This window comes from Synechococcus sp. CS-1329 (assembly GCF_025128055.1).
In the GTDB taxonomy this organism is placed as follows: Bacteria; Cyanobacteriota; Cyanobacteriia; order PCC-6307; family Cyanobiaceae; genus Regnicoccus_A.
Map to the genome: position 1 here is coordinate 56,333 of NZ_JAHLYS010000016.1, position 24,245 is coordinate 80,577.

Annotated in this window: 25 protein-coding genes; 9 read left to right on the forward strand and 16 right to left on the reverse strand. The window is 69.1% G+C overall.

All coding sequences use genetic code 11. The features are described 5' to 3' along the window. The first annotated feature begins 5 nt into the window (after positions 1-5). The 5 genes from KQ304_RS02960 to KQ304_RS02980 are packed head-to-tail and all read left to right on the forward strand — an operon-like array spanning position 6 to position 3,436. On the forward strand, positions 6-959 hold the full coding sequence (locus KQ304_RS02960) for a F0F1 ATP synthase subunit gamma (RefSeq protein ID WP_259735625.1): 954 nt from the start codon (positions 6-8) through the stop codon (positions 957-959). Then, on the forward strand, positions 937-1,704 hold the full coding sequence (locus KQ304_RS02965) for a 2OG-Fe(II) oxygenase family protein (RefSeq protein WP_259735626.1): 768 nt from the start codon (positions 937-939) through the stop codon (positions 1,702-1,704). Before KQ304_RS02960 ends, KQ304_RS02965 begins: the two co-directional genes overlap by 23 nt. A 42-nt stretch (positions 1,705-1,746) precedes the next feature. Next, positions 1,747-2,070 carry a 2Fe-2S iron-sulfur cluster-binding protein gene (locus KQ304_RS02970; protein WP_259735627.1) on the forward strand — a complete coding sequence of 108 codons (324 nt, stop codon included), beginning with the start codon at positions 1,747-1,749 and terminating at the stop codon, positions 2,068-2,070. A 41-nt stretch (positions 2,071-2,111) separates the two neighbouring features. Next, positions 2,112-2,279, forward strand: coding sequence for a hypothetical protein (locus KQ304_RS02975; protein WP_259735628.1), 168 nt, complete (start codon positions 2,112-2,114; stop codon positions 2,277-2,279). After that, positions 2,276-3,436: a DUF3326 domain-containing protein gene (locus KQ304_RS02980; RefSeq protein ID WP_259735629.1), complete on the forward strand. Its 1,161-nt coding sequence runs from the start codon at positions 2,276-2,278 to the stop codon at positions 3,434-3,436. Before KQ304_RS02975 ends, KQ304_RS02980 begins: the two co-directional genes overlap by 4 nt. Here the strand turns inward: KQ304_RS02980 and ald are convergent. The 5 genes from ald to KQ304_RS03005 all read right to left on the reverse strand — a co-directional run bounded on the left by ald (position 3,348) and on the right by KQ304_RS03005 (position 9,245). Beyond that, positions 3,348-4,505 (reverse strand): alanine dehydrogenase, encoded by a 1,158-nt coding sequence (gene ald / locus KQ304_RS02985; protein WP_399228223.1) that lies wholly within the window; start codon positions 4,503-4,505, stop codon positions 3,348-3,350. The two genes, KQ304_RS02980 and ald, sit on opposite strands and share 89 nt — an antisense overlap. An 84-nt stretch (positions 4,506-4,589) precedes the next feature. Further along, positions 4,590-6,296 (reverse strand): NAD+ synthase, encoded by a 1,707-nt coding sequence (locus KQ304_RS02990; protein ID WP_259735630.1) that lies wholly within the window; start codon positions 6,294-6,296, stop codon positions 4,590-4,592. Further along, a complete protein-coding gene (locus KQ304_RS02995) occupies positions 6,296-6,910 on the reverse strand; it encodes a nicotinate-nucleotide adenylyltransferase (protein WP_259735631.1) in 615 nt (204 codons plus the stop codon). Before KQ304_RS02995 ends, KQ304_RS02990 begins: the two co-directional genes overlap by 1 nt. Next, positions 6,907-8,220 carry a GTP-binding protein gene (locus KQ304_RS03000; protein ID WP_259735632.1) on the reverse strand — a complete coding sequence of 438 codons (1,314 nt, stop codon included), beginning with the start codon at positions 8,218-8,220 and terminating at the stop codon, positions 6,907-6,909. Before KQ304_RS03000 ends, KQ304_RS02995 begins: the two co-directional genes overlap by 4 nt. An 11-nt stretch (positions 8,221-8,231) precedes the next feature. Continuing rightward, on the reverse strand, positions 8,232-9,245 hold the full coding sequence (locus KQ304_RS03005) for a CNNM domain-containing protein (protein ID WP_259735633.1): 1,014 nt from the start codon (positions 9,243-9,245) through the stop codon (positions 8,232-8,234). Between the two features lie 84 nt (positions 9,246-9,329). Between KQ304_RS03005 and KQ304_RS03010 the strand changes: the two genes are divergently transcribed. Then, a complete protein-coding gene (locus KQ304_RS03010; protein WP_259735634.1) occupies positions 9,330-10,649 on the forward strand; it encodes an aminopeptidase P N-terminal domain-containing protein in 1,320 nt (439 codons plus the stop codon). Here the strand turns inward: KQ304_RS03010 and KQ304_RS03015 are convergent. Next, positions 10,621-11,433: a TIGR01548 family HAD-type hydrolase gene (locus KQ304_RS03015; protein ID WP_259735658.1), complete on the reverse strand. Its 813-nt coding sequence runs from the start codon at positions 11,431-11,433 to the stop codon at positions 10,621-10,623. The two genes, KQ304_RS03010 and KQ304_RS03015, sit on opposite strands and share 29 nt — an antisense overlap. 47 nt (positions 11,434-11,480) lie before the next feature. Between KQ304_RS03015 and KQ304_RS03020 the strand changes: the two genes are divergently transcribed. After that, positions 11,481-11,975, forward strand: coding sequence for a 30S ribosomal protein PSRP-3 (locus tag KQ304_RS03020; protein WP_259735635.1), 495 nt, complete (start codon positions 11,481-11,483; stop codon positions 11,973-11,975). Positions 11,976-11,988: 13 nt separating this feature from the next. Here KQ304_RS03020 and KQ304_RS03025 read toward each other — a convergent pair whose 3' ends face one another. The 6 genes from KQ304_RS03025 to KQ304_RS03050 are packed head-to-tail and all read right to left on the reverse strand — an operon-like array spanning position 11,989 to position 17,478. After that, on the reverse strand, positions 11,989-13,002 hold the full coding sequence (locus KQ304_RS03025; RefSeq protein ID WP_259735636.1) for a hypothetical protein: 1,014 nt from the start codon (positions 13,000-13,002) through the stop codon (positions 11,989-11,991). After that, complete coding sequence (locus KQ304_RS03030) at positions 12,999-14,330, reverse strand: protein phosphatase 2C domain-containing protein (RefSeq protein WP_259735637.1); 1,332 nt, start codon at positions 14,328-14,330, stop codon at positions 12,999-13,001. The genes KQ304_RS03025 and KQ304_RS03030 overlap by 4 nt, the downstream gene beginning before the upstream one ends. Continuing rightward, the gene (locus KQ304_RS03035; RefSeq protein ID WP_259735638.1) at positions 14,327-15,109 is read right to left on the reverse strand and encodes a VWA domain-containing protein; all 783 of its coding nucleotides are present in this window, start codon (positions 15,107-15,109) and stop codon (positions 14,327-14,329) included. The genes KQ304_RS03030 and KQ304_RS03035 overlap by 4 nt, the downstream gene beginning before the upstream one ends. 23 nt (positions 15,110-15,132) lie before the next feature. After that, a complete protein-coding gene (locus KQ304_RS03040; RefSeq protein WP_259735639.1) occupies positions 15,133-16,467 on the reverse strand; it encodes a protein kinase domain-containing protein in 1,335 nt (444 codons plus the stop codon). Between the two features lie 19 nt (positions 16,468-16,486). Next, positions 16,487-17,206 carry an FHA domain-containing protein gene (locus KQ304_RS03045; RefSeq protein WP_259735640.1) on the reverse strand — a complete coding sequence of 240 codons (720 nt, stop codon included), beginning with the start codon at positions 17,204-17,206 and terminating at the stop codon, positions 16,487-16,489. Continuing rightward, positions 17,203-17,478 (reverse strand): hypothetical protein, encoded by a 276-nt coding sequence (locus KQ304_RS03050; RefSeq protein ID WP_259735641.1) that lies wholly within the window; start codon positions 17,476-17,478, stop codon positions 17,203-17,205. Before KQ304_RS03050 ends, KQ304_RS03045 begins: the two co-directional genes overlap by 4 nt. Before the next feature lie 55 nt (positions 17,479-17,533). Between KQ304_RS03050 and KQ304_RS03055 the strand changes: the two genes are divergently transcribed. Continuing rightward, positions 17,534-19,771: a transglycosylase domain-containing protein gene (locus tag KQ304_RS03055; protein WP_259735642.1), complete on the forward strand. Its 2,238-nt coding sequence runs from the start codon at positions 17,534-17,536 to the stop codon at positions 19,769-19,771. A 40-nt stretch (positions 19,772-19,811) separates the two neighbouring features. Here KQ304_RS03055 and KQ304_RS03060 read toward each other — a convergent pair whose 3' ends face one another. Genes KQ304_RS03060 through atpD form a run of 4 tightly spaced genes read right to left on the reverse strand, consistent with a single transcriptional unit; the run spans position 19,812 to position 23,586 of the window. Beyond that, on the reverse strand, positions 19,812-20,972 hold the full coding sequence (locus tag KQ304_RS03060) for a rhomboid family intramembrane serine protease (RefSeq protein WP_259735643.1): 1,161 nt from the start codon (positions 20,970-20,972) through the stop codon (positions 19,812-19,814). Next, positions 20,969-21,643: a transaldolase family protein gene (locus KQ304_RS03065; RefSeq protein WP_259735644.1), complete on the reverse strand. Its 675-nt coding sequence runs from the start codon at positions 21,641-21,643 to the stop codon at positions 20,969-20,971. Before KQ304_RS03065 ends, KQ304_RS03060 begins: the two co-directional genes overlap by 4 nt. Before the next feature lie 18 nt (positions 21,644-21,661). Continuing rightward, positions 21,662-22,069 (reverse strand): ATP synthase F1 subunit epsilon, encoded by a 408-nt coding sequence (gene atpC / locus KQ304_RS03070; protein WP_259735645.1) that lies wholly within the window; start codon positions 22,067-22,069, stop codon positions 21,662-21,664. A 38-nt stretch (positions 22,070-22,107) separates the two neighbouring features. Further along, positions 22,108-23,586, reverse strand: coding sequence for a F0F1 ATP synthase subunit beta (gene atpD, locus KQ304_RS03075; RefSeq protein ID WP_259735646.1), 1,479 nt, complete (start codon positions 23,584-23,586; stop codon positions 22,108-22,110). Positions 23,587-23,858: 272 nt separating this feature from the next. Between atpD and groES the strand changes: the two genes are divergently transcribed. Continuing rightward, positions 23,859-24,170, forward strand: coding sequence for a co-chaperone GroES (gene groES / locus KQ304_RS03080; RefSeq protein ID WP_006171952.1), 312 nt, complete (start codon positions 23,859-23,861; stop codon positions 24,168-24,170). Positions 24,171-24,245 lie beyond the last annotated feature (75 nt).

Here is a 24,245-nt window from a genome sequence, read left to right on the forward strand (position 1 = left end):
CATCCATGGCCAACCTCAAGGAAATCCGCGACCGGATCAGTTCGGTCAAGAACACCCGCAAGATCACCGAGGCCATGCGCCTGGTGGCTGCCGCCAAAGTGCGGCGCGCCCAGGAGCAGGTGCTGCGCTCCAGGCCCTTCGCCGACCGTCTGGCGCGGGTGTTGCAGAACCTCCAGTCCCGCCTGCGCTTCGAAGACGTGGTCAACACGCCCCTGCTGGAGCAGGAGCGGCCCCTGCGCCACATCACCCTGTTGGCGGTCAGCGCCGATCGGGGTCTCTGCGGGGGCTACAACGCCAACATCATCAAACGCACGGAACAGCGCTTCAATGAACTGAAGGGCCAGGGCTATGAAATTTCGATGGTGCTGATCGGCCGCAAGGCCACCACCTACTTTCAGAACCGTTCTTATCCGATCACGGCCACCTTCACGGGGCTGGATCAGGTGCCCAACGCTGAAGAGGCCCGCGCCATCGGCGATCAGATTCTGGCCGAATTCCTCTCCGGCTCCACCGACCGCGTCGAGATGGTGTACACCAAGTTCATCAATCTGGTGAGCAGTGCTCCGGTCTCCCAGACCCTGTTGCCGCTGGATCCCCAGGGCATCGCCAGCCCCGATGATGAGATCTTCCGCCTCACCACCCGGGAAGGTCAGCTGGCGGTGGAGCGCGGTACCGCAGCGAACGCAGAGCCTGCTCTGGAATCCGACTTTGTCTTTGAGCAGAGCCCGGACCAGTTGCTCAATGCCCTGCTGCCGCTCTATCTGGAGAATCAGCTGCTGCGCTCGCTGCAGGAGTCGGCGGCCAGCGAACTGGCCAGCCGGATGACGGCGATGAACAACGCCAGCGACAACGCCAAGGCCCTCGCCAAGAGCCTCACCCTCGATTACAACAAGGCCCGCCAGGCGGCCATCACCCAGGAGATCCTGGAAGTGGTGGGTGGTGCAACAGCCATGGCCTGAGCCTGATCGAGCGATCCTCAGCCTCTTTCCCCTGGCGATCGCCAGGGTGCAACTGAGGCCGGATCCCCTCGATTCGGCCCTGATGCTCCAGCAGGTGCTGAGCCTGCGCGGCGAGATGCAGTCCAATCCCGATCCGGATTGTGCCTGGACCGGCGATCTTCATGGCGTCTGGCAACTGCAGCAGTGGCCTGAGTTCCGCTGGCTGCTGGAGCAGGTGAGCCGTGAAGCCCAGCGCTACTTGCGGGATCTCGGCTTTGATCTTGAGCGCGTCAGCTTGCATCTGCAGCGCTGCTGGCCCGTGGTGGCGGAGCCCGGTCAGGTGGTGGGGCGCCATCACCACCCCAACGCCCACCTCAGCGCCGTCTATTACCTCAACGGCGATGGCAGTGGCCGCAACGGATGCCTGCGCCTCTTCGATGGGCGTCTCAGCAATGAGCTGGTGCCTGGCCTGGCGGTGGGTCATGACGGGCCGATCGTCCCGGGTCATCCCCTCAATGCCGGCTGGCACGACGTGGCCCCCCAGGCCGGCCTGCTGCTGCTCTTTCCCTCCAGCACCGACCACGCCGTGCTGCCCAGCGAGGACGAGGATGACCTGCGCCTCTCGATCAGCTTTGATCTCTGCCTGACGGCTCCGGCCTGCGCTCCCGGCCAGCCTCAGCCTCCGGAATACCTGGCCCCGCACCCCAGTCAGTGGCTGCAGCTGCCCCCGGAGGAGGACCCGCCATCCGGGAAGATGGAGTCATGAATCACCGGCTGCACAGCCTCCCTGCCGCGTCCCCATCACGCCATGAGTGACAGCTTCACCGTGACCGCCGAGCTCGGCGGCGTCAGCCACATCTTTCCCTGCCGGGCTGATCAGACCGTGCTCGCGGCCGCTGAGCAGGCGGGTGTTCCCCTGCCCAGTTCCTGCTGCTCCGGAGTCTGCACCACCTGCGCGGCCCGCCTGCGCCAGGGGGAGGTGCATCAGCCCGATGCCATGGGTGTCAAGGCCGATCTGCAGGCCGAGGGCTATGCCCTCCTCTGTGTCTCCTATCCCCGCAGCGATCTGAACCTGCTGGCGGGCCAGGAAGATGCGCTCTACGAAGCCCAGTTCGGCCAGTTCCAGCGCTGACGCTCCCACCTGTGCCCCGGCTTGAGACAGTGGACTTCTGGTTGGAGGCAGCCCCTGGGGAGCTGCTGCCCCAGGTGCTTACCGCTCTGGCCGAGCGTGGGGATGGAGAGGCCCTGCGCTGGGCCATCACGGCTGTTCTGCCGGCCACTGGGGGGTCTTTGCAGCGGCGGCGGCTGAGGATCGAAGCGGTGCTGTTGGTGCTGCCTTGAGCCGGCCCCTGCCCACCCTGCTGGTGATTCCCACCGGCATCGGCTGCGCCATCGGTGGCTATGCCGGCGATGGCCTGCCGGCGGCCCGGCTGCTGGCGGCGGCCTCCGGCTGTCTGATCACCCATCCCAATGCCCTCAATGCGGCCTCCCTCTACTGGAGTGATCCGCGGATCCACTACGTGGAGGGCTGGGCTCTGAACCGTTTCGCAGCGGGCGACCTGGCTTTGGCGCCGGTGGCGTCGCAGCGGGTGGGTCTGCTGCTGGATGCCGGCATCGAGGAGGAGCTGCGCCTGCGCCATCTTCAGGCGGCGGAGGCCTGCCGCGCCAGCCTGGGCCTCTCGATCGGCCCAGTGATCAGCACCGACGTGCCCCTGGAGGTGAGCCTTTCGCTGGGCCCCAGCGGGGTGAGCAGCGGCCGTATCGGCCGCCCCGATGCCCTGATCCGGGCGGGGGAGCGCCTGCGTCAGGCCGGGGCCACCGCCATCGCCGTGGTGGCCCGTTTCCCCGACGACCCCGGCAGTGAGGCCCTGGCCTCCTACCGCCAGGGCAGCGGCGTGGATGCCCTGGCCGGCGCTGAAGCCGTGATCAGCCACCTGCTCAGTCGCCAGCTGGGCCTGCCCTGCGCCCATGCCCCGGCCCTGGCCCCTCTGGCCCTGGATCCAGGCCTGAATCCCCTGGCGGCGGCGGAGGAACTGGGTCATACCTTCCTGCCCTGTGTGCTGGTGGGCCTGAGCCGGGCTCCCGATCTGATCTCCCTGAGCAGCGGGCCGGGGCTCGGGCCTGACCCTGGGCTCCTTGGCGAGGCCGTGATCCATCCCAGCCGGATCGGAGCGGTGGTGGCCCCGGCCGGTGCCCTCGGCGGTGAAGCGGTTCTGGCCTGCGCGGAGCGGGGCATCCCCCTGATCGTCGTGGAGGGCAACCCCTGCCTGCTGCAGGTGAGCGCCGAGCACCTCGGCCTGCGCGCGATTGCCGCAGCCAGCTATGCGGAGGCGGCTGGCCTCGTGCTGGCCCTGCGCGAAGGCCTGCAGCCGGCGGCCCTGCGGCGGCCCCTGCCGCCCATGGAGCAGCTCAGCGCAGACAGGCCATCGGATGGCGGGTCGGCATCCCCAGCGCCTTGGCCACGCCGGGATGACAGACCGCCCCATCCACCGTGTTGAGGCCGGAGAGCAGCTCGGGCTGTTCGGTGACCGCTTCCACCAGGCCCCGGCCGGCGATGCCCATGATGTAGGGCAGGGTGACGCTGACCAGGGCTTCGGTGGAGGTGAAGGGGACGGCCCCGGGCATGTTGCCCACGGCGTAGTGCTGCACGCCGTGGATGGTCACCACGGGATCGGTGTGGGTGGTCTCACGGCTGGTGGCGATGCAGCCCCCCTGATCGATCGCCACATCGACGATCACCGAGCCGGGCTTCATTCGCTTGACCAACTCCTCACCCACCAGGGTGGGGGCCCGGCCGCCGGGGGTGAGCACGGCACCCACCACCAGATCAGCGCTGGGCACCAGCCGCTCGATCAGGCTGTTGCTGCTGATCAGGCTGACCATTCGCCCGATCCGTTGGGGCTCCAGCAGGCGCAGGCGCTGGGGGTTGCGATCCAGCAGGAACACCTCCGCGTCCATGGCCGCAGCCACCCGGGCGGCATGCCAGCCCACGGTGCCGGCCCCGAGCACGATCACCCGTGCCGGCCGCACCCCGGCACAGCCGCCCATCAGCACACCCCGGCCGCCATGGGGTTTCTCAAGCAGGTGGGCTCCCACCTGGGCGGCCAGCCGGCCGGCGATCTCGCTCATCGGCGCCAGCAGCGGCAGGTTGCCGTTGTCGAGCTGGACGGTTTCGTAGGCGACGCCCGTGGTGCCCGCCTCCAGCAGGGCGCGGCCCACCTCGGGGTAGGCCGCCAGGTGCAGATAGGTGAACAACACCTGATCGCCGCGCAGGAAGGGAAATTCCTCCGCCTGGGGTTCCTTCACCTTCACCACCAGATGGGCCCCCCACGCCTCCTCGCGCCCCACCAGGAGGGCGCCCGCCTCGGCGTAGCTGGCGTCCTCCATGCCGGCCCCCTGGCCGGCTCCGGCTTCGACCCGCACCTCCAGGCCCTGGGACACCAGCTCCCTCACCCCGTCGGGGCTGAGGGCCACCCGCTGTTCATCCCGTTTGATCTCCCGGGGAACACCGATGCTCGCGATCGGTGCCGCTGGGCCCATGCTGGCCATGCCACTGAGAAGCTTCATCCAGGTTGGCGGGCTGGCTGTCCAATCGCCAGCTTTCGCCACGGATTGGGCACGGATTGCTCATTCCATGGCTCATTCCATGGCTCAGCTGAGTGGTCCGGCGGCGATGGGCATGCGCCAGCCGCCACCGAAGGCCCGGCCGCTCACTTTCAGCAGCGGGGCCGCCTGGCGTCGCTTGAATTCGGCCCGGCGCAGCAGCTGGTACACCCGCCGCGCCAGCTCGGGCTCCACCTCTCCAGCTGTGATCAGCTCTTCGGGGGAGCGCAAGTGCTCGATGTAGGCCTTCAGCAGGGGATCGAGCTGGTCGTAGTCGGGCAGGGAATCGCTGTCGCGCTGGTCGGGCCTCAGTTCGGCGCTGGGGGGCTTGGTGCGGATCGCTGCGCCGATCAGCTCGCCGTTGGCGGGCAGGCCCAGGGACCGACGACAAGCCGCGGTGGCCTCGCAATCGAGCCAGTGGCAGAGCCGGAAGACGGTGGTTTTGTAGAGATCGCCGATCACGGCGAGTCCGCCGTTCATGTCGCCGTAGAGGGTGCAATAGCCCACGGCCAGTTCCGATTTGTTGCCTGTGGAGAGCAACAGACGACCCTGCTGGTTGGCCACCGCCATCAGCAGGGTGCCGCGGATGCGCGACTGCAGATTCTCGGCCGTCAGCCCCTGGGGACCCCCCTCCAGAACTGGATCCAGGCTGTGGTCGAAGGCCCCCATCAGCGATTCGATCGCCATGGTCTGGTGGGGCAGCCCCAGCCGGTGGGCGAGATCGATCGCATCAAGGCTTGACCCGGCTGAGCTGTAGGGAGAGGGCATCAGCAGGGCCTGCACCTGCTCAGGCCCCAGGGCCGCCGCGGCGATCACGGCCACCAGAGCCGAATCGATGCCGCCGCTCAACCCCAGCACCACCCGCTGGAAACCGCATTTGCGGGCGTAGTCGGACACCCCCAGCACCAGCACCCGGAACAGTTGTTCCAGGGGCGCCGGCGGCGCTGCTGGGGCCTGTGCTGGTGTCGTGGGCCGGGGGCTGGGCTCCCAGAGCTCAAGGGCCACCTGAGCGCAGGGCAGCTGGCACAGCACCCGGGCCTGGGGATCGATCACGAAGCTGCCCCCGTCAAAGACCAGCTCGTCGTTGCCCCCCACCTGGTTCACGTAGACCACCGGACAGCTCAGCCGGGCCGCCGCCGCCGCCGCCAGCTCCAGACGCAGCTCCGGTTTGCCCTGGGCGAAAGGAGAGGCGGAGAGGTTCAGCAGCAGATCGGGGTGTTGGGGGGCCAGCTCCGCGATCGGGTCGGCCCCCGCCAGCCGCTGGCCCTGTACCCGCTCCTCCACCCAGAGGTCTTCGCAGATGGTGAGCCCCAGGCGCCAGACCCGATCGGCCCCCGGCCACTCCAGCAGGCAGGCCTGATCTCCGGGCTGGAAGTAGCGCCGTTCATCGAAGACGTCGTAGCTGGGCAGCAGCCGCTTGCGGGCCACCACCCGCCAGCTGCCCCGTTGCACCAGGGCGGCGGCGTTGTGCAGGGCCGGCAGCTCGCGGCCGGCGATCGGCTCCACCAGGCCCAGCAGCAGCCCCAGACCCGGCGGGAGCTCGGCGGCGAGGCCATTGAGCACCTGCCCCTGCAGCTGCAGCAGCGAGGGGCGCAGCAGCAGGTCGCGCGGGGGGTAGCCCCAGAGCGACAGCTCCGGGCTGATCACCAGATCGGCCCCCGCGGCCGCAGCCCGCTGGCTCTGCTCCAACAGCTGGGCGGCATTGCCGCGCAGATCCCCCACAAGGGGATTGATCTGGGCCAGGGCAAGACGCATCAGCGCTGGGGAGGGCGGCTGGTCTGGCGGGAGCGCAGACCGTAGAGATTCTGCTCCAGCAGCACCGGCCAGAGCTCCGGCGGCACCAGCTGGGGGTCAGGGTGCCGGCGGATGGCGGAGCTGGCCGTGGCGGGAATCTGCAGGGGCAGCACCTCCACCCGGCCACCGCGCCGGTTGAGCCGCTCGATCTCCAGGGGGTCCAGCGCCCAGCCCAGCCTCGGCACCACCGCCAGGCGGCAGCGGCGCAGGATTTCATCCACGGCGTACCAGCTCTGGATCTGGGGCAGCAGGTCGCTGCCCACCACGAACACCAACTCCGCCTGTGGCCACTGCCGCGCTGCCCGCTCGAGGGTGTCGAGGGCCCTGGGGCTGCTCAGGCTCTGGTCGAGGCGCAGATTTGGACTCTCCAGTCCGTCCACGACGGCCTCCAGCAGGGCCGCCCGCACGGCCAGTGGTGCCCCATGGTTCTTGAAGGGGTTGTCGCTGGCCCAGGTCCTCACCAGGGGGTAGTGCTGGCTGAGCCCCGCCAGCAGACTGCGGTGCCCCAGGGTGGGTGGATCGGCGCTGGTGCCGAACAGGGCCACCGAGGCCGGCTGGCTGGCGGTTTCACTCACGGCAGCAGGCTGACGCTGACGGGCTCTCGGCCATCCTGCTGCCACTGCTCCAGCCACTGACGGGCCTGGGGGTCATGGCGCCCCAGGCGGCGCAGCAGAGCCCCGGGGCGGGCACGGCCGCTCTGGGCCCCTTTGAGCAGGGCGGCGGCCGCCAGGCGCCCGGTCCGGCGCGTGGTCCGGACCGCCAAGGCTGCCTGGGCCAGGGCCACCGGCGCCGCCGGAGCCAGGGACAGCCCGGCGGTGGCCGGTGCCGCCAGCAGCAGCACATTGCGTACGGCTCCCAGCAGCAGTTGCAGGGCCAGCTGGGCGCCGCCCAGTAGGGCGCTGTGGCCGGAGAGGCGGCCCAGCAGTGCCCTGGCCTGGGGGCCACTCAGCGGCAGGCCATAGAGCTCGCAGAGCTGCAGCACCAGGGCCGTATCCAGGGCCAGCCCAGCGGCCAGATCCAGCAGGATCAGGGGGTTGGCAGCCACACCGGTGGCCTTGAGGGCCGCGAAACGTCCGATCAGGGTCTGGGCCTCCCGGCGGTGCTGCAGCAGGCGCCAGTGCGAAAGGCGCTGGTTGAAGCGATCACCGGCCGCCAGGGCGTTGAGAGCCAGCAGCAGCTCCCCATGGGCCCGCAGCAGGTCGTTGAGCCGCTGGCGCAGGGGCTCCACCTGCGGCGGCTGCGGCTCGCTGCGCACCCGCCCGTCGGGCCGCAGCACTCCGGCCCGGGGCGCGGCGGCAACGGCCACCAGCTCCAGCTCCCGCGCGCCGGCGGGAAGTCGGCGGCGGATGCTGGCCAGCAGGGCCTGCCGCTCCCCTTCGGGCCAGGCGTCGAGGCGGTTGACCACCAGCAGCAGCGGCTTGCCTGAGCTCAGCAGCTGCTGCACCGCTTCGGCTTCCACCCGGCTGAGGTCGCCATCGAGCACCATCAGCACCAGATCGGCCCCCAGGGCCACCCGGGCGGCGAGGCGATGGCGGGCGGCGGCGGCCACCTCATCGATGCCGGGAGTGTCCACCAGCTGCACCTGCAGCGGCCCGGCCATCGCCCCGGGCCAGGGCTGGCGCTGCTGCTCCCTGGTGGAGCCATGGGCCAGGTCCGTGGCGAAACGGGGTTCCCCGAGCAGGGCGTTGAGCAGGCTGGATTTGCCCACACCCACCCGGCCGAGCACAGCCAGACGGAGCTCCCGGCGCCGCAGCCGAGCCAGCTGGCGATCGAAGGCGGCCAGCTCCGGAGCCAGGCTGGAGCGCTCCCGGGCACTGAGGGCCAGCTGGGCACGCCAGCGCAACAGCAGCTGCTCACAGCGCTCGAGCACCGGTGGCGGGGCCATGGTCGCTGGGCTCATCCCCGGGCCTCCCCGACGGGCTGGGGCCGCCGCCACCAACCGGCCAGCACCGCCAGCACGGCGTCGGCACCGATCACCCCCACGAACCCACCGAATTCATCCACCACCACCCGCACCGAATGGCTGCTGCGGCGGAAGGCGGTGAGCAGCCGGTCGGCACGGATCATCTCCGGCACGAACTCCACCGGTTCGGTGAGGCTGAGGGCGCTGTCGCTGCCGCGACCCTCCACCAGGGCCACCAGCAGGCTCTCGCGGCTGGCCACCCCCAGCACCTCATCCACTTCCTCACCGAGCACCACCCACCAGCCGGCGGTGTTGGTGAGCAGCAGATCGCGCACGCTCTCCAGCGGCGCATGGCCCGACACCGTGGGAGCGGCCACCCGGGGCACCATCAGATCCCGGGCGGTGAGGTCGTTGAGCTGGAACACCTTGGCGATCATCGCTGCCTCGTCGGCTTCGATCTGGCCCTTCTGCGAGCCCAGCCGCGCCAGCAGGCGGATCTCCTCCTCGTCGGTGGTGAGTTCGCTCTCGGCGGTGATCGCCGGCATCATCCGCTCCAGCAGCAGCACCAGCGGCAGCATCAGCCGCAGCAGCAGGCTCACCGGCCCGGCGCTGGCCAGAGACACCGGCAGCGACAGGCGGCTGCCCAGGGCCTTGGGCAGGATCTCGCCCAGCATGATCACCAGCACGGTGAGCCCCACGGAGAAGAGCGGCAGGGCGATCCGATTGACGCCGAGCCTGGAGAACACCCAGCCGGCATAGCTGCCCAGCATCAGGCTGCCGAAGATGTTGAAGCCGTTGTTGAGGATCACCAGCACGGCCAGGGCACGGCCCATGCGGTTCTTCAGGGCCAGGAGAGCCTTGGCCCCCCGCACCCGCCGCGGCCTGCTGGCCAGTTCGTGCACCCGCAGGGGATTGACCGTGAGCATGGCCGCTTCCACTCCGGAGCAGACAGCCGACCCGATCAGGATCACCACCACCAAGGCCGCCAGACCCAGGAGCTCATTCATCGGGCTGTCGTCGCGGCCGATCGCGGCATGGGAACACGTTCATTCAATGGGGTATGCCATCTTCTCGCTAGAGGCGCTGACCCCATGGTGATCCCCCAGACCGAGTTCCACCAGCGTCGTGTGCGTTTCCTGGAGGCCCTGGGCGGTGCCGCGGCGGTGATTCCGGCGGCACCACTGGTGCGCCACCACGCCGATGTGGAGTACCCCTTCCGCCAGCACAGCGATTTCTGGTACCTCACCGGCTTCGATGAGCCGGGGGCTGTCGCCCTCTTCCTGCCCCACCAGAGTGACAACCCCTTCGTGCTCTTCGTTGAGCCCAGGGACCCCTCCGCGGAGGTCTGGAACGGCTTCCGCTGGGGCTGCGAGGGGGCGGTGGAGCAGTTCGGTGCTGATCTGGCCCACCCCCGCGCCGAGCTGGCCTCCCGCCTCGCCGACTACCTCCAGGGCGCCGAAGGGATCGCCTTCCGGGTGGGCCGCGACGCTGCCGTGGAGCCCCTGGTGCTGCAGGCCTGGGGCCAGCAGCTCGATCGTGCGCCGCGCACGGGCCATGCCGCCCTGGGGCTGGTGGCCCCCTGCCCGATCCTGCAGGACATGCGCCTGCGCAAGAGCCCGGCCGAACTGGAGCGACTGCGGGAGGCGGCGAGAATTTCCGCCGAAGCCCATGAGCTGGCCCGGGAGGTGGCCCGTCCGGGTCTGAGCGAGCGCCAGATCCAGGCGGTGATCGAGCAGCACTTCCTGGAGCAGGGTGCCCGCGGACCGGCCTACGGCTCGATCGTGGCCGGGGGCGACAACGCCTGCGTGCTGCATTACATCCGCAACGATGCGCCCCTCCGTGATGGGGATCTGTTGCTGATCGACGCCGGCTGCAGTGTGTCGGATTATTACAACGGCGACATCACGCGCACCTTCCCGATCAACGGCCGCTTCAGCGGCGAGCAGCGGGCCCTCTACGAGCTGGTGCTGGAGGCCCAGTTGGCGGCCATCGCCTGTGTGGGCCCGGGCGCCGATGCCGAGCAGGTGCATGGGGCCGCCCTGCGGGTGCTGGTGGAGGGCCTGGTTCAGCTCGGTCTGCTCCGGGGAGCGCTGGACGAGCTGATCGAGCAGGGGGCCTACCGCCATCTCTACATGCACCGCACCGGCCACTGGCTGGGCCTAGACGTTCATGACGTGGGCGCCTACCGCCTCGGCGAGCATCCCCAGCCGCTGGAGCCGGGCATGGTGCTGACGGTGGAGCCGGGGCTCTACGTGAGCGACCGCCTGGCGGTGCCGGAAGGACAGCCTGCGATTGAGGAGCGCTGGAAGGGGATCGGCATCCGCATCGAGGACGACGTGGCGGTGACCGAGGCCGGCCATGAGGTGCTGACCGCCGCCGCCCTCAAGCTGCCGGCGGCGATGGAGCGCTGAAGGGAGCAGCCTGGAGCCAGGTCAGCAGCTGGTCTGGCTCCAGGCTGGCGGTGGAAGGGAGGATCTGATCCGCCCCAGCCGCGCGCAGCCCCTGCTCATAACCAGCGCGCGCGCGGGACTGCTGCGCTGGGTGCAGATGCGGTGGGGCCACCGCCAGGCTGAGCAGCTGGAGGTCAGGGCGCTGGCGCCGGGCGGCCACCACCGTGTGCACATCGGCCACGGTGTCGCCCAGGTAGGCCAGCGGCAGCACGCCATCCGTGGGTGTGGTGGCCAGCGTCAGCCCCAGGCGCAGAAAACCGCTGGGATCGGGCTTCTCCGGTGCCTCACCCATGGCGATCAGAGGTGGATCCACCAGGCCCAGGCGCTGCTGAAGCACGTAGCGGCAGGAGGGTGGCTCGGCGCCACTGACGAAACCCCAGGCGATGCCGGCCTGCGCCAGCACCTCAAAGAAGCTGGGCTGCACCAGCAGTGGCTCGCTGCGGATGAAGCCCCTCCAGCTGTCGGGATCGGCGTCTGGATCACCGCCGAAGTAGAGCTGGCCGAACACCTCCACCACCGCAGCCATGGCCGGCAGGGGCTGGAGTCCCCCGCGCCGCAGCAGCTCCAGCGAGGCCTGCCAGTCGTTGTTCCAGTGGCCCTCGGCCTTGAGGTCGTCGATCTGCTGCGGTTCGGGCCGCCAGCCGCCGAAGTGGTGCACGGTTTCGGCGATGGCCCGGCGGTAGCTGCCACTGACATCGCGGATCACCCCGTCGATGTCGAAGAGAAGGACGGCGCGCGGCTGCAGGAGTGGGTGGTTCAGAGACTGGTACGTTAGTTGTTTGCCTTTTTGCCTTGAGCGCCGAAACCACGACGGCCCCTGAAAGCGCTGCCACGACAGAGACCCCCGCTGAGGCGGCCGTGGCGGTGAGCACCGCTGATGAGGCTCCCACCCAGGGGCGTCCTCCGTTACGCGGAGCCAGTGCCGCCCTGGCCTCGGCCACGGTTGATGAGGACGGGGTCCCATCCGGTCACACCCCCAAGGCCGACGAGGGTCGCTTCCTGCTGAAGATCCTCTGGCTGCCCGACAACGTCGCCCTTGCGGTCGATCAGATCGTTGGCGGCGGCCCCAGCCCCCTCACCGCCTATTTCTTCTGGCCCCGGGAAGACGCCTGGGAAACCCTCAAAGGTGAGCTCGAAGCCAAATCCTGGATCACCGACAACGAGCGTGTGGAGGTCCTCAACAAGGCCACCGAGGTGATCAACTACTGGCAGGAAGAGGGCAAGGGCAAGGCCCTTGAGGAAGCCAAGGCCAAGTTCCCTGATGTCACCTTCTGCGGGACCGCCTGATCGACGCATCTGCCTAGCGAGCCCTGACCACGCCAGCGAACTCGCTGGCGGTGATCAGGGCAGGAGTGCTGGAGGTGTCGACGCTGAATCGGCGGTTTTCGCTCTGGACGCTGCCATCGGGATAAACAAAGGTCACCAGCCCCTGGATGGTGACACTGGATCCCTCCTGAGCGGTTGTGCGCAGATCGCTCACGCTCACCTGCTCGAACTGGTTGAAGAAGGCGGGGTCGAACTGATCGGCCGCCGCTCCCCCGAAGAAGCGACGGGCCTGGTCGTATGACCTGCTGCTCAGGGCGGTGTAGAGGCTCTCAACGCTGGCGATCGCCTGATCGCTGCTGGCGGCTGTTGGCTTCGGCGGGGCGATGGGCTCCGGCTCCGGCAGGCTCGGTTCCTGGGGCGGCAGGGGCGGTTGCGTCGCAGGGGCTGGTGCCGCCGCGCGGGGCCTGGGGGTGGGCGGGATCTCAACGCTGTCGGGGGGCGACTGCCGCAGCAGCAGCACGGCGCCCACCAGGGCCACCGCCAGGCCACCGCTGAGGAAGGCAAGCACACTGAGCAGGGCGCCAGTGCCACCGCCACGGCTGGCCGGTGCTGGCACTGGGGCTGGTTCTGCTGCCTGAGCTGGCACGGCTGGCCTGGGCTTGAGGGATGCTGGAGCTGCAGCTGGTGCAGGCGCTGCAGCTGATGCAGGCGCTGCAGCGGAGGCCCCGGCGCCCTGGGGGGATTGGCCGAGCAGACCCTCCACAACGCTCTCCATGCGCTGGCAGATCGCGGGGTTGAACACCTCCTCCAGTTCCTGCATCAGCCTGGGGAGCTGGCGCGAGCCGGAAAGGGGCGGGTTCTGGCTGGCCGCACTGGCGAAGGCGGCCGAGAGCAGCAGATGGCGCAGGGCCGGCAGCAGCTTGATCTGCTCCTCACCGCAGAAGTCGCCGGCCAGAGCCTGCAGACGGCGACCCTCGGCGCCGCGGCCGTGTTGGAGGTCGCTGAGCACCTGCTGCCTGAGGGCGGCTCCGAGCTGGTGGTCGTTCATCGGGCTGGGGGATCGGGAATGGTGTTGGAGGTGGGTGGCCATTGGCGCTGCAGAGCAGTCACCAGAAGCGGGCAGAGGCCGAGGGCCGTCAGGGCTTTCCCCTGAACCATCCCACCCGTGGCGGGATCGAAGCTGCCGGCGATCAGGGCCCCGAGGGGATCCAGTTCAGCCGCAGCCAGCAGGGATGCGGGGCTGAGACGTCCCTGGCGCAGATCCGTGAACTGGCTGCGCCGGCTGCTGAGGGTGCCGGCAATGGCGGCCGGGGGGCCATCGCAGAGCTGACGGATCTGGCGGCGCACGGCTGCCGCCGGCTGGGGCGCCGGGTTCCGCTGGAGCACCAGGGTCCGCTGCTGCAGCCAGTACCAGCCCGCTCCGATGCCGGCACTGGTGAGCAGCAGCGCCCCAAGCAGCGCCGGCATCAGGGCCAGCCCGCTCCAGGCCTGAGGGGGCCGTGCCAGAGCAGCCGGCTCCTCGCCGGGGATGTGGAGCCCCTCGTGCAGGGCCATGGTCACCGACACATCGTCGCCGCTGCCCTCGTTGGTGATCTGCTCCAGGTTCGCGGCCAGTGCTTCGCTGGCGCCGGCGGTGGGGGTGGCGATCAGGTGAGCGGCGAGCACCAGAAAATCGGCATCGGTGGCGCAAGACTTGCGGATGCCATCGGTGCTCAGCATCAGCCCGAAGCTGGCTCCTGGGGCCTCGATCAACTGCAGCCCGCTGCGGAAGATCCGGGCGGCCTGCTCCAGGCAGAGGCTGCCGGTGGCTTCGCCGCTCCCCACGCTGGCCTCCTCCTCGCTCAGCAGCGCCGCTGGCCCGTTCGAATCCATGCGCACCAGGTCCCAGTCACCCAGGCCGGTGTAACCCCACCAGCGGGGGGTCATCACCACCAGCCCCAGCGTGGTGCCGTAGAGCCGTGGCACCTCGGCTTCAGGACTGATGGCTTCAGGACTGGCGGCTTCAGGGGCCGTGGCCTGCTGTCGCCAGTGCTCCCCCACCCGGGCCAGCCATTGGCCGTGGATCCTTTCGGGCAGTCCGGTGCCCAGCCAGTGGCTCCAGGCCTGGAGATCAGGGGCCAGGGAGCCTTCGAGGTCCGTGGCGCTGAGGTGCTCCTCCACCGCCAGTAGCGCCTGCTCACAGGCCAGGGCGCTGCCCACGTCACTGAGGGGGTAGTGCTCACCGCCGTGGCCATCGGCCACGGCCATCACCTGCACAGCCCGGCCGTCCCGGCTGCGGCACTGGGCGACGGCCACCGCGTCTTGGCAGGGGCGGCCCTTGCGCTCGTGGGCCGCACCGATGCGACGCGCCTGCAGGGCTGGTCTCCAGCCGCTCACCACACCAGTGGACCGACGTCGTCGGTGGGATCCATCAGGGTGGGGGGCAGATCCGGCAGGGGGATGTTGGCCTGGGGCCCGGAGCCCGCCATGCGGCTGGCCGGCATCGAGGCGGCGCCCACCACGGCGGTGGAGGCCCACTGGATGTACTGGGCCAGGGAGGTGGCATTGCTGGCCTGCAGTGGGCGGCGGGGCGAGCGGCCCGAGCGGTGCAGGGGCCTCTGGCCGCTGGCGCCAGGGATTTCGCCGGCGGGCAGCCCGCCGCCCGGATCGTTGCCGATGAACTGCTGCAGCACTTCGGTGTCGGCGTCGTGGCCCATGGCGATCGCCAGGCGCACCGCCTTCTGGGCCCAGGGCTGGCGCATCAGCGCGGCCAGGCCGGCGTCGAAGTCGTCGGTGGGCTGGCCGTCGGAGATCAGCACCAGCACCGGTGGCAGCGCCCGCTCCTCCATCGGCGGCGATTGCAGCGCCGCCGCCACCAGCTCCAGTGCTTCGCCCATGGCCGTGATGCCGCCGGCCTGCAGGTCGAGCCACTGCAGCTGCTGCACCTCTGTGGGCTGCTCCAGATGCCAGGCCGCCCGGTCAGCGAAGCCCACGGCCCGCACCAGCACCCGGGCCTCCGGGTTCTGGCGGGCCACCTCGGCCATCCCAGGCAGCGACTGACGAATGGCCTGGTTGAGGGCCTGGATCTTGCCCTGGGCCTCCATGGAGCCGGAGCAATCGCAGATGTAGATGAAGTGCAGCGGCCGATTGGCGAGCCTGACGTTGGGGAAGGGCATCGGATCCGGACTCGAGAGTGGGCTCAGCAGGGCAGCTCGACCGCCCCCGCCGGTGTGATCAACCGCACCAGTGACGCGAGATTACAGGCTTGTCCCGGCTTCAGCACCAGCTGCTGGCCGCTGCGCAGCTCGGCTCGCCAGGCCTGGTCGCTGAGGTTGCGCAGCCCCAGCAGGTCGCCTGCGCTGGGGTGAGCCTCCACCCGGGCCAGGGGCTGGTCCAGCCGCAGGTTCAGCAGCCGGTCGAAGTGGTGCGGATGCAGCTCGTTGCCCGCCGCCGCCGTCACCTGGCCATGGGGCAATCGCAGCCTGGTGGGGGGTGCCAGGGGGCAACCGCAGCTCCAGCACAGGGGGGCCGGATCGCTGGGGGCGGGGAAGGTCTCCTGGCCGCAGGAGCCACAGAGCTGCCGCTGGTCGAGGGCCGCCGCCAGGGCCGCCATCCACTGGCCGGTGAGCGCTCGGCGCTGGGGAGCCTGCAGGCCGGCGCAGAAGGTCTGCTCAAACAGCAGCTTGATCGGTTCTGGATAGATCGGCCAGGTGATCAGGGCCGCGGCGTGCTCGATCGGATCGGGGCGGTTGCTCGCATCGATCGGATCGAAGATGAACAGGGGGGCTTCGCCGTAGAGACGGCGCCGGGCGGGCTCATCCAGGCAGCGGATCGCCAGCTCCCTCCGGCCCCGCAGCGGATCGTGGCGGGTGAGCAGGCGGAAGATCAGCACCGCCAGGGAGAAGAGGTCGCTGTTGGCCCCCGGCCGGGCCCGGCCCATCAGGATCTCCGGGGCCATGAATCCCGGTGTCCCGAGCACGCTGCCCAGATCCCGCCCATCCACGTCCACGTTGTCGTTGTCGCAGATCAGGATGCGGCCGCTGGAGGGCTCAAGGAACAGGTTGCCCAGGGAGATGTCCTTGTAACAGAGGCCCTTGAGGTGCAGGGCGTGGAAGGCCTCAGCCAGGAAAAAGCCGGCCCGCAGCACCTGAAGCAGCCCGATGGCCAGGTGGCCGCCCACGTGTTCATGGGCCCCAACAAACCCAGCTGGCCGTAGTTCCATCAGGTAGCCGAAGCCCGGCTCCGTGAGCCGCAGCAGTGGCAAGGCGTCTGGGCCGGGGGTCACCAGGGCCAGCGGCCAGAGGAAGGCCTCGCTGGGGGCGGTGGCGCGGATGCTCTCTCCCAGGCGCCGCTTGAGGTGGGGATCGCGGGCGATGCAGGCCGGCAGATACCACTTCAGGGCCAGGCGCTCGCCGGCCACCTCCACCTCGAACACCTGGCCCTGGCTGCCGCCACCGAGCCCGCGCAGCACCTGCAGGGGGCTGGAGATCCCCTCCAGATCAAGGCTGGCGCCTTCCGGCAGGATCCAGGTCACGGAGGGCTGGCTTGGCGGTTCAGACCTCCAGACTCTGGCCGATGGCCTTGCGGATCCCGTTGCGGTGGGAGAGGGCCGTGAGCCGGTTGGCGAAGCTGCGGCGCTGGGCGCGGCCATCCCGCAGCACCACCGTGAGGGTGTGCTCCTTGCGGGAGCCCAGCAGGATCCAGCCGGCCAGGGCCGCCAGCTCCAGGGGCCAGAACAAAACGGGGAACGGCAGCAGCAGCAGACCGCCCAGGCAGACCAGCAGCCACCAGCTGAAGATGTGGGGGTGACGGGGCAGGCTCTGCACCGTGGCCGATCGGATCTGATCCAGGGGGATCTGCTGGCCAGCGATGTCGAGGCTGCTGACCGCCGCTGCCGCCGCCAGCTGGGCTGCTGGCGCCGCTGCCGCCCGGGCCGCTGGCTGAACCGCGGGGGCCGCAGCGGTGAGCTCGAAGATCAGCACCGGACCACTCAGCCCGAGCTGGATCTCATCGCCGTCGGCCAGGGGCCGGCACCGCTGCAGCCGTTCCCCGCGCAGGAAGGTGCCATCGCTGCTCTGCCAGTCGCAGACCACCCAGCTCTGGTGGCTGCTGGAGTGGCGCACCACGGCGTGGTGGGGTGAGAGCCCGGTCTGCTCAGGCATGCAGAGGCGGTTGTTGCCCTCCCGCCCGATGGTCAGGGGTCGGGCGGGATCGAGCCGGGCCCTCTTGTCTGGCTGATCCCGCAGGCGCAGCTGGGCCTCAGGCGGGGTCATGGGTTGCCGCGGCGGCGGTGCCACCACAGGCGCCAGTCGTCCTGGAGGTCACTCCACCAGCCGCCATCGCCCGTGCGCTGCGGGGTCACGCGGCCGGGGAAGAGCAGGGCCTTGCTGGCCAGCAGCAGGGCCACCAGCACCATCACCAGCAGCACCCAGCCGGGAATGGCCCCCACCCAGGTGGCGGCAAAACTGGCCCGGATCGCATAGAGCCCGATCGTGATGGCCAGCCAGAGCCTGAAGGGCTCCCAGGGATCGCGCTGGCGCAGCACGGGCGGGGAGATTGCTGCGCGTAGCGTATCTCCGGGCCTGCCTGTTCCGCACCGCATGGTCGAGCCGTCCACTTCCTGGAGCGCCTGGCGTCGTTTTCTCGCCGCCTGGAGGCGGGGCGGTCCCGACGGGCGCCCCGCGGCCATTCGCCTGGCCTGGGGTCAGCTGCTGGAGCGCCAGGCGGTGGCGGAGCTCTGGCTCGGGGAGCGGCGGGTCAGCCGCACTGTGCTCTCGGAGGGGCGTTACCGCATCGGCCGCGATCCAGCCTGTGAACTGCCGATTGAGGCGGAGAGCCTCAGCCGTGTGCACGCGATCCTGGAGAAGCCGCGCCCCGGCGAGCGCGATTTCGCCCTCGAAGACTTCAACTCCGCCAACGGCCTTTTCCACCGCGATCGGCGCATCAGTGCCATTCGCCTGCGCCACGGCGATCAGGTGCAGCTGGGCTCGCCGCTCAAGGGCTCGGCCCCGCGTCTGCGTTATCAGCATCCCCGCAGCCCGCTGGAGCAGGCGCTGAACCTGCTGGGCCTGGGCAGCCTGCTGGGCTCCGGGCTGCTGGTGGGCGGTCTGCTGCTGGTCTCCTCCGTTGGTGGCGGCTCGCGCATTCGCCTGATCTCAGGCCCCGTGAGGATCGTCTCGGCCTCAGGTCAGCAGATTGACGCCAAGGAGGGCTCCGCCACCGCTCTGCCCTCCCTGCAGGCCTATCCCCTGCACCTGCGCCAGGCGCTGATGGCCTCCGAGGAGGCGCGCTTCGGCTGGAACAGCGGAGTTGATCTGTTCGGCACCCTGCGCTCGGTGCTGCTGGGCAGTGGCGGTGGCAGCGGTCTCACCCAGCAGGTGGCCCGCATCTACTACCCCGAAGTGGGCACCGACTACAGCCTCAACCGCAAGCTGCGGGAGCTGTGGGTGGCCCTGCAGCTGGAGGTGGGCTACAGCAAGAATCAGATCCTGAAGATGTACCTCGACCGGGCCCATCTGGGCCTCGGCACCGATGGCTTCGAGCAGGCCTCCAGGCTCTATTTCCGCAAGTCGGCCACGGAGCTGGACGTGGGTCAGGCGGCCTTCCTGGTGGGCCTGCTGCCCAGCCCCAATGGCTACAGCCCCTGCAATGCCAAGGATCCCACCGCCGGTCGTGAGCGCCGTGATCTGGTGCTCAAGCTGATGCATGAGCAGGGCTATCTGGGCGATCAGCAGCTGGTCGATGCCCAGAGGCGGCCCCTCAACATCGATCCTTCGGCCTGCCGCGACTCCAGCTTTTCCAGCTATCCCTTCTTCAGCGACTACGTGCTCGGCGAGCTGGAGGGAACCCGCTTCGGCCTCAACCTTGCGCAGAAGGCTTCGGGCGGTAACTACTACGTGGTGAGCACGATCGATCCGAAGCTGCAGCAGCTCGCCCAGCAGCAGTTGCAACGCTTTCTCGAAGGGCCGGCCGCACGGGTGGGGCTCACCCAGGGGGCCCTGATCTCGCTCAACTACCGCAGCGGCAAGATCCTTGCCTATGTGGGCGGCGGCGATTATTCGCGCTCCAGCTTCGACCGGGTCCAGGCCCTGCGTCAGCCCGGCTCCACCTTCAAGCTCTTTCCCTACCTGGCGGCGCTGGAGGCCGGCACCACTCCCGAGCAGCTCATCTCCTGTGCCCCCCTCTCCTATGTGGCCGGTTGCCGCCAGGGCAGCGGCAGCATCAGCGTGGCCAGGGGCTTCGCCGATTCCGAGAACGTGGTGGCCCTGCGTCTGGCGGAGAAAGCCGGCCTCAGGCAGGTGCTGCGCAAGGCCCGCCAGCTCGGGATCGGCACCCCCCTCGACGCCGACTTCAACACCATGCTCGGTGGCCGTGAAACCCTGCTCTACGAGCTGGCCCGGGCCTATGCCGTGGTGGCCAATGGGGGTCGCAGTGTGCCGATGCATGGGGTGAGCAAGATCTACGACCTGGGCATCTGCCGCTCGATCTACAGCCTTGCCACCTGCCCGGAGCGGGGGGTGACCATTCCCATCGGTGAGCAGCCCCGCCAGCTGCTGCGCGCGAGCGATGCCGCCGTGATGGACGATCTGCTGGCGGAGGTGGTGCGCAGCGGCACGGGGCGGGCGGCTGCGGTGGTGGCCGATGGCCGCGGCAAGACCGGCACCACCGACAACGGCGTGGACGTGCTCTTCATCGGCTACTCCCCGGCGCTGGAGATTCTCACCGCCATCTGGATGGGTAACGACGACAATCGACCAGCCCAGCAGGCCAGCGGTGCCCTGGTGGCCGAGCTCTGGGGGCGCTACATGGCGGCGATCAGCGCGGGAAAGCAGAGCTGAACCCAGATCACAACCCAGATATGAAGTGATCTGATCCCGCTCAGCCCTCGGCTCCCCCCGCCTTCAGAGCCAGCTGCAGCAGGGTTCCCAAGCGGTTCAACAGCGCCCAGCTCACCCCCAGCGCCAGGCCCCAGCACCACTGACTGCTCAGCAGGCGATCGAGGGGCCGGCTGTCGTCGTCCTCGCTCTGGCTGGGCAGCTGCCAGCCCAGCTGCAGGGCGCCATACACCAGCAGCAGCACCCAGCTGGGGATGTTGATCGGACCCAGGCTGAAGGAGAGGGCACGCCAGTAGAGCAGGCTGGAGGCGGCCGCCAGGCCGATCAGGGCGCTCACGGCCCCGGCGGCTCCGTCCCAGCGCCGTTCGCTGGTGCACCGCTCCGCCACCAGCAGCGCCAGAGCCGTGGTGGCCAGGCTGGTGAGCAGGTAGCGCAGCACCACATCGGCCAGGGGAAGCGGCGAGGGAGCCCTCAGGATCAGCAGCAGCAGCGCCACGTTCACCACCGCTTCGGCCAGGTTGTGATGGATCCAGGGGGCGGCGATCCAGCGCCAGGCCTGATGGGGCGCTGTGGCATCGGCCTGCTCCAGGGGCCACTGGCGCCGGGCCCGTTTCAGCGGTCCGAGGCTGAGAGCCTGCAGCAGCGCCAGGGTGAGCGCCAGCACCAGCCAGCCCTGCCAGTCCCATGGCTGGAACAGCCAGCGGTCCAGTTCACCGCTGAGCCAGCGCAGGACCAGTGCTGCGCCCGCCGCCAGGGCCAGGCCAGGGCCCATGGCCTTGAGCGAGTGGCTAAGCGACCGCCACCCGGCCGGCTGAGCAGGCCTCTGGATGGAGACTGCGGAGTGAGCTGCGCCGACCGGGTTGGCCTCTGTGCGGAGTCCAGCTTCCAGGGGGCGGGCGATCTCCACCCCTGTGGCGGCCTCCAGCAAATCGAGCAGTTCCTTCAGCACCGACGGGGCATAGGTGCCGCCCAGTTGCTCGGCCAGCAGCTGCACGGAGGTGCTGCGGCCGGCCCGGCTCTCCTGGAGAGCCAGCAGCAGCAGGGGCTGATCGGCCAGATCGCGGACGGGCCCCTTGAGACGCTCCTCGGCTCCGAGCAGATCCACCAGCCGGTTGGCGATGGCTCTGCCGTTGTTGAGCCCGGGGTGGCCGGTCTCGTGCCAGGCCCTCAGCTGCAGGCCCAGTTCCCGCCCCTTGCCGCTCACCGCTGCACCAAGGTGGCGTCGGCATCGTCATCGAAGCGGGCCGCGGCGGCGTTGCTCGCCTCGCAGCTGAACAGGGCCGTCGCCAGTTGCGGGGAGAGGGTGAAGGTGGTCATGCCAGCCGCCGCCAGGCGGCTGAGGTCGCTGGTGGCCCGCAGGCTGGCCACCAGCAGCCGCAGGCTCGAGCCGCTGCGATCCACGCACTGTTGCATCGTGATCAGCTCCTGGTGGCCGTCCCGGCCCAGATCCTGGATGCGGCCGAGGTAGGGGGCGATGTAGCGAGCGCCCAGGGTTGCGGCCACCAGCACCTGGGGGGCTTCGTAGCAGGCGGTGAAGGTGAGCGGAATGCCGCGGGCGATCAGCGGCACTGCCGCGCGGGCACCGGCCCTGGTGAGCGGGACCTTGATGGTGATCCGCCCCGGTGCCAGCTCGGAGAGAGCCAGGCCACAGTCCAGCAACGCCTCGGGCTCCCGTCCCCAGGCCTGCAGGTGCAGCTCCTGGCAGCCGAAATCCAGGGCTCGCCGGCTGAGGGAGCGCAGATCGGCCACGCCACAGATCTGTCCGGCCTGGCGCAGCAGGCTGGGATTGGTGGTGATGCCGTGAAAGAAGCCACTGGGCATCCACTCCTCCCAGGCGAGAGGATCAGCTGAGTCGAGGAAGAAACGCAGGCTCATGCAGAGCCCCCCGCCGCCTCAGTTGGCTTTGGTGGCCTGGAGCCTGGCGCGGGAGCGCGCCAGGCTCTGCTGGGCCTTCACCTTTTCGGTGCTGGCGGGCTGGCCTTCAAATCCAGCAGCCTTCTGCTCGGCCAGCTCCAGCTCCTGCTCGGCCTTGCTGACATCAATGCGCGAGCCCAGCTCGGCGCCGTTCACCAGCACGGTGACTTCGTTGGACTCCACCTCAGCGAAGCCACCCATCAGAGCGATGCTGGTCCAGTCCTTGCCGGCCCGCAGACGCATCACGCCCACATCAAGGGCGGTGAGCATCGAGACGTGGCCGGTGAGGATGCCCACCTGACCGGAGGTGCTGGGCAGGATCACCTCATCTGCAGTGCCGTCGTAGACACTCTGATCAGGGGCCAGTACGCGCAGGTTGAGAGTCATGGGGACGGGTGCTCAGGAAGGGTATGGAATGGTGAAACTCAGCCCTTCTTGGCTTCGGCGGCAATCTTCTGGGCTTTGGCCCTGACCTGATCGATCGTGCCCACCAGATAGAACGCCTGCTCGGGGAGGTCGTCGAGTTCGCCGGCAAGGATCATGTTGAACCCCTTGATGGTTTCTTCGAGCTTCACGTATTCGCCCGTCTGACCTGTGAAGATCTCGGCCACGAAGAAGGGCTGGGAGAGGAATTTCTCGATCTTGCGTGCCCGGTCCACCGTACGGCGGTCATCTTCGGAGAGTTCATCAAGGCCGAGAATGGCGATGATGTCCTGCAGTTCCTTGTAGCGCTGAAGGGTGCTCTGCACAGCCCGGGCGGTGCGGTAATGCTCATCGCCCACCACAGCTGGCTGCAGCATGGTGCTGGTGGAATCCAGGGGATCCACAGCGGGGTAGATGCCCTTCGAGGCCAGCCCGCGGCTGAGCACCGTGGTGGCATCAAGGTGGGCGAAGGTGGTGGCGGGAGCCGGGTCGGTGAGGTCGTCGGCGGGAACGTAGACGGCCTGAATCGAGGTGATCGAGCCCTCCAGGGTGGAGGTGATGCGCTCCTGCAGTTCACCCACGTCGGTGCCGAGGGTGGGCTGGTAGCCCACAGCGGAGGGCATGCGGCCCAGCAGAGCGCTCACTTCGGAGCCGGCCTGGACGAAGCGGAAGATGTTGTCGATGAACAGCAGCACGTCCTGCTTGTTCACATCACGGAAGTGCTCGGCCATGGTGAGCGCCGAGAGGCCCACGCGCATGCGGGCGCCAGGGGGCTCATTCATCTGCCCGTAGCAGAGGGCCACCTTCGACTTGCTGAGGTCCTCGGAGTTGATCACTCCGGATTCCTTGAATTCTTCGTAGAGGTCGTTGCCTTCGCGGGTGCGCTCGCCCACCCCACCGAACACCGACACACCGCCGTGCTCCTTGGCGATGTTGTTGATCAGCTCCTGGATCAGCACGGTCTTGCCGACGCCGGCTCCACCAAAAAGGCCAACCTTGCCGCCCTGGCGATAGGGGGCCAGCAGGTCGATCACCTTGATGCCGGTTTCGAACACCTTGGGCTTGGTTTCCAGCTCGGTGAGCTTGGGAGCCTCGCGGTGGATCGGCGAGGTGAGAGTGGTGGAGACCGGACCACGCTCGTCGACAGGCTCACCCAGCACGTTGAAGATGCGGCCGAGGGTGGCTTCACCCACAGGCACGGAGATGGGTGCACCGGTGTCGAGGGCTTCCATGCCCCGCACCAGGCCGTCGGTGGTGCTCATCGCAACGGCACGAACCCGGTGGTCACCCAGCAGTTGCTGCACCTCAGCGGTCAGGGCCACGTCCTGTCCGGCTGAGTTCCGGCCTTCGATGCGCAGGGCGTTGAAGATCTTCGGAAGCTTGCCTGCGGGAAATTCAACGTCCAGCACAGGACCGATCACCTGGCGAACAACGCCCTTGGCGCCGGTGGAGGTGCTGGAGGTTGCGGGTGCAGCAGCCATAGGTCAAGAAAAGGTTTCGCGCAGCGGGTGCCCCCCGCCTTAAGCGGCGCAACCTTACCACTCGCCCATGCCTTGCCAGCTGAGACCGCCGCCTGTCCGTGAGTCCACGGCGGTTGGCGATGGGACCTGGCCGGGCAGGTTCGGTGACCCGCACAGGGATCGAATGGCAGAGGCGCAGGCGCTTCGCCTAGGTTGGCAGTCAACGGGCCAGAGTGCCAACTCGCCGTTGTCGTGGCGCCGCAGGCGTCACTTTGTCGCTTTTGCATGGATTCATGGCTGCTGTTTCTCTGAGCGTTTCCACGGTCAAACCCCTTGGAGACCGCGTGTTCATCAAGGTGTCCGATTCGGACGAAAAAACCGCTGGTGGCATCCTTCTGCCCGACACCGCCCAGGAAAAGCCCCAGGTGGGTGAGGTGGTGCAGGTCGGCCCCGGCAAGCGCAGTGATGACGGAACCCGCCAGGCTCCCGAAGTGAGCGTGGGTGACAAGGTCCTGTACAGCAAGTACGCCGGCACCGACATCAAGCTCGGTGGCAACGAGTTCGTTCTCCTCTCCGAGAAGGACATTCTCGCCATCGTCAACTGAGCAACGGTTGATCGGGAGAAGTTGCCGGCTCGATGCTCTGGGCTCAGCTTCTCCCTTGACAGTGTTTTTCCCCTT

Bases quoted from the DNA above. Each gene is read 5' to 3' on its own strand.
- KQ304_RS03000 (WP_259735632.1), bottom strand. From the start codon at position 8,220: ATGGCCCCGCCACCGGTGCTCGAGCGCTGTGAGCAGCTGCTGTTGCGC.
- KQ304_RS02970 (WP_259735627.1), top strand. From the start codon at position 1,747: ATGAGTGACAGCTTCACCGTGACCGCCGAGCTCGGCGGCGTCAGCCAC.
- KQ304_RS02960 (WP_259735625.1), top strand. From the start codon at position 6: ATGGCCAACCTCAAGGAAATCCGCGACCGGATCAGTTCGGTCAAGAAC.
- KQ304_RS02990 (WP_259735630.1), bottom strand. From the start codon at position 6,296: ATGCGTCTTGCCCTGGCCCAGATCAATCCCCTTGTGGGGGATCTGCGC.
- KQ304_RS03035 (WP_259735638.1), bottom strand. From the start codon at position 15,109: ATGCCCTTCCCCAACGTCAGGCTCGCCAATCGGCCGCTGCACTTCATC.
- ald (WP_399228223.1), bottom strand. From the start codon at position 4,505: ATGAAGCTTCTCAGTGGCATGGCCAGCATGGGCCCAGCGGCACCGATC.
- atpD (WP_259735646.1), bottom strand. From the start codon at position 23,586: ATGGCTGCTGCACCCGCAACCTCCAGCACCTCCACCGGCGCCAAGGGC.
- atpC (WP_259735645.1), bottom strand. From the start codon at position 22,069: ATGACTCTCAACCTGCGCGTACTGGCCCCTGATCAGAGTGTCTACGAC.
- groES (WP_006171952.1), top strand. From the start codon at position 23,859: ATGGCTGCTGTTTCTCTGAGCGTTTCCACGGTCAAACCCCTTGGAGAC.
- KQ304_RS03025 (WP_259735636.1), bottom strand. From the start codon at position 13,002: ATGAACGACCACCAGCTCGGAGCCGCCCTCAGGCAGCAGGTGCTCAGC.
- KQ304_RS03045 (WP_259735640.1), bottom strand. From the start codon at position 17,206: ATGACCCCGCCTGAGGCCCAGCTGCGCCTGCGGGATCAGCCAGACAAG.
- KQ304_RS03065 (WP_259735644.1), bottom strand. From the start codon at position 21,643: ATGAGCCTGCGTTTCTTCCTCGACTCAGCTGATCCTCTCGCCTGGGAG.
- KQ304_RS03055 (WP_259735642.1), top strand. From the start codon at position 17,534: ATGGTCGAGCCGTCCACTTCCTGGAGCGCCTGGCGTCGTTTTCTCGCC.
- KQ304_RS03005 (WP_259735633.1), bottom strand. From the start codon at position 9,245: ATGAATGAGCTCCTGGGTCTGGCGGCCTTGGTGGTGGTGATCCTGATC.
- KQ304_RS03010 (WP_259735634.1), top strand. From the start codon at position 9,330: ATGGTGATCCCCCAGACCGAGTTCCACCAGCGTCGTGTGCGTTTCCTG.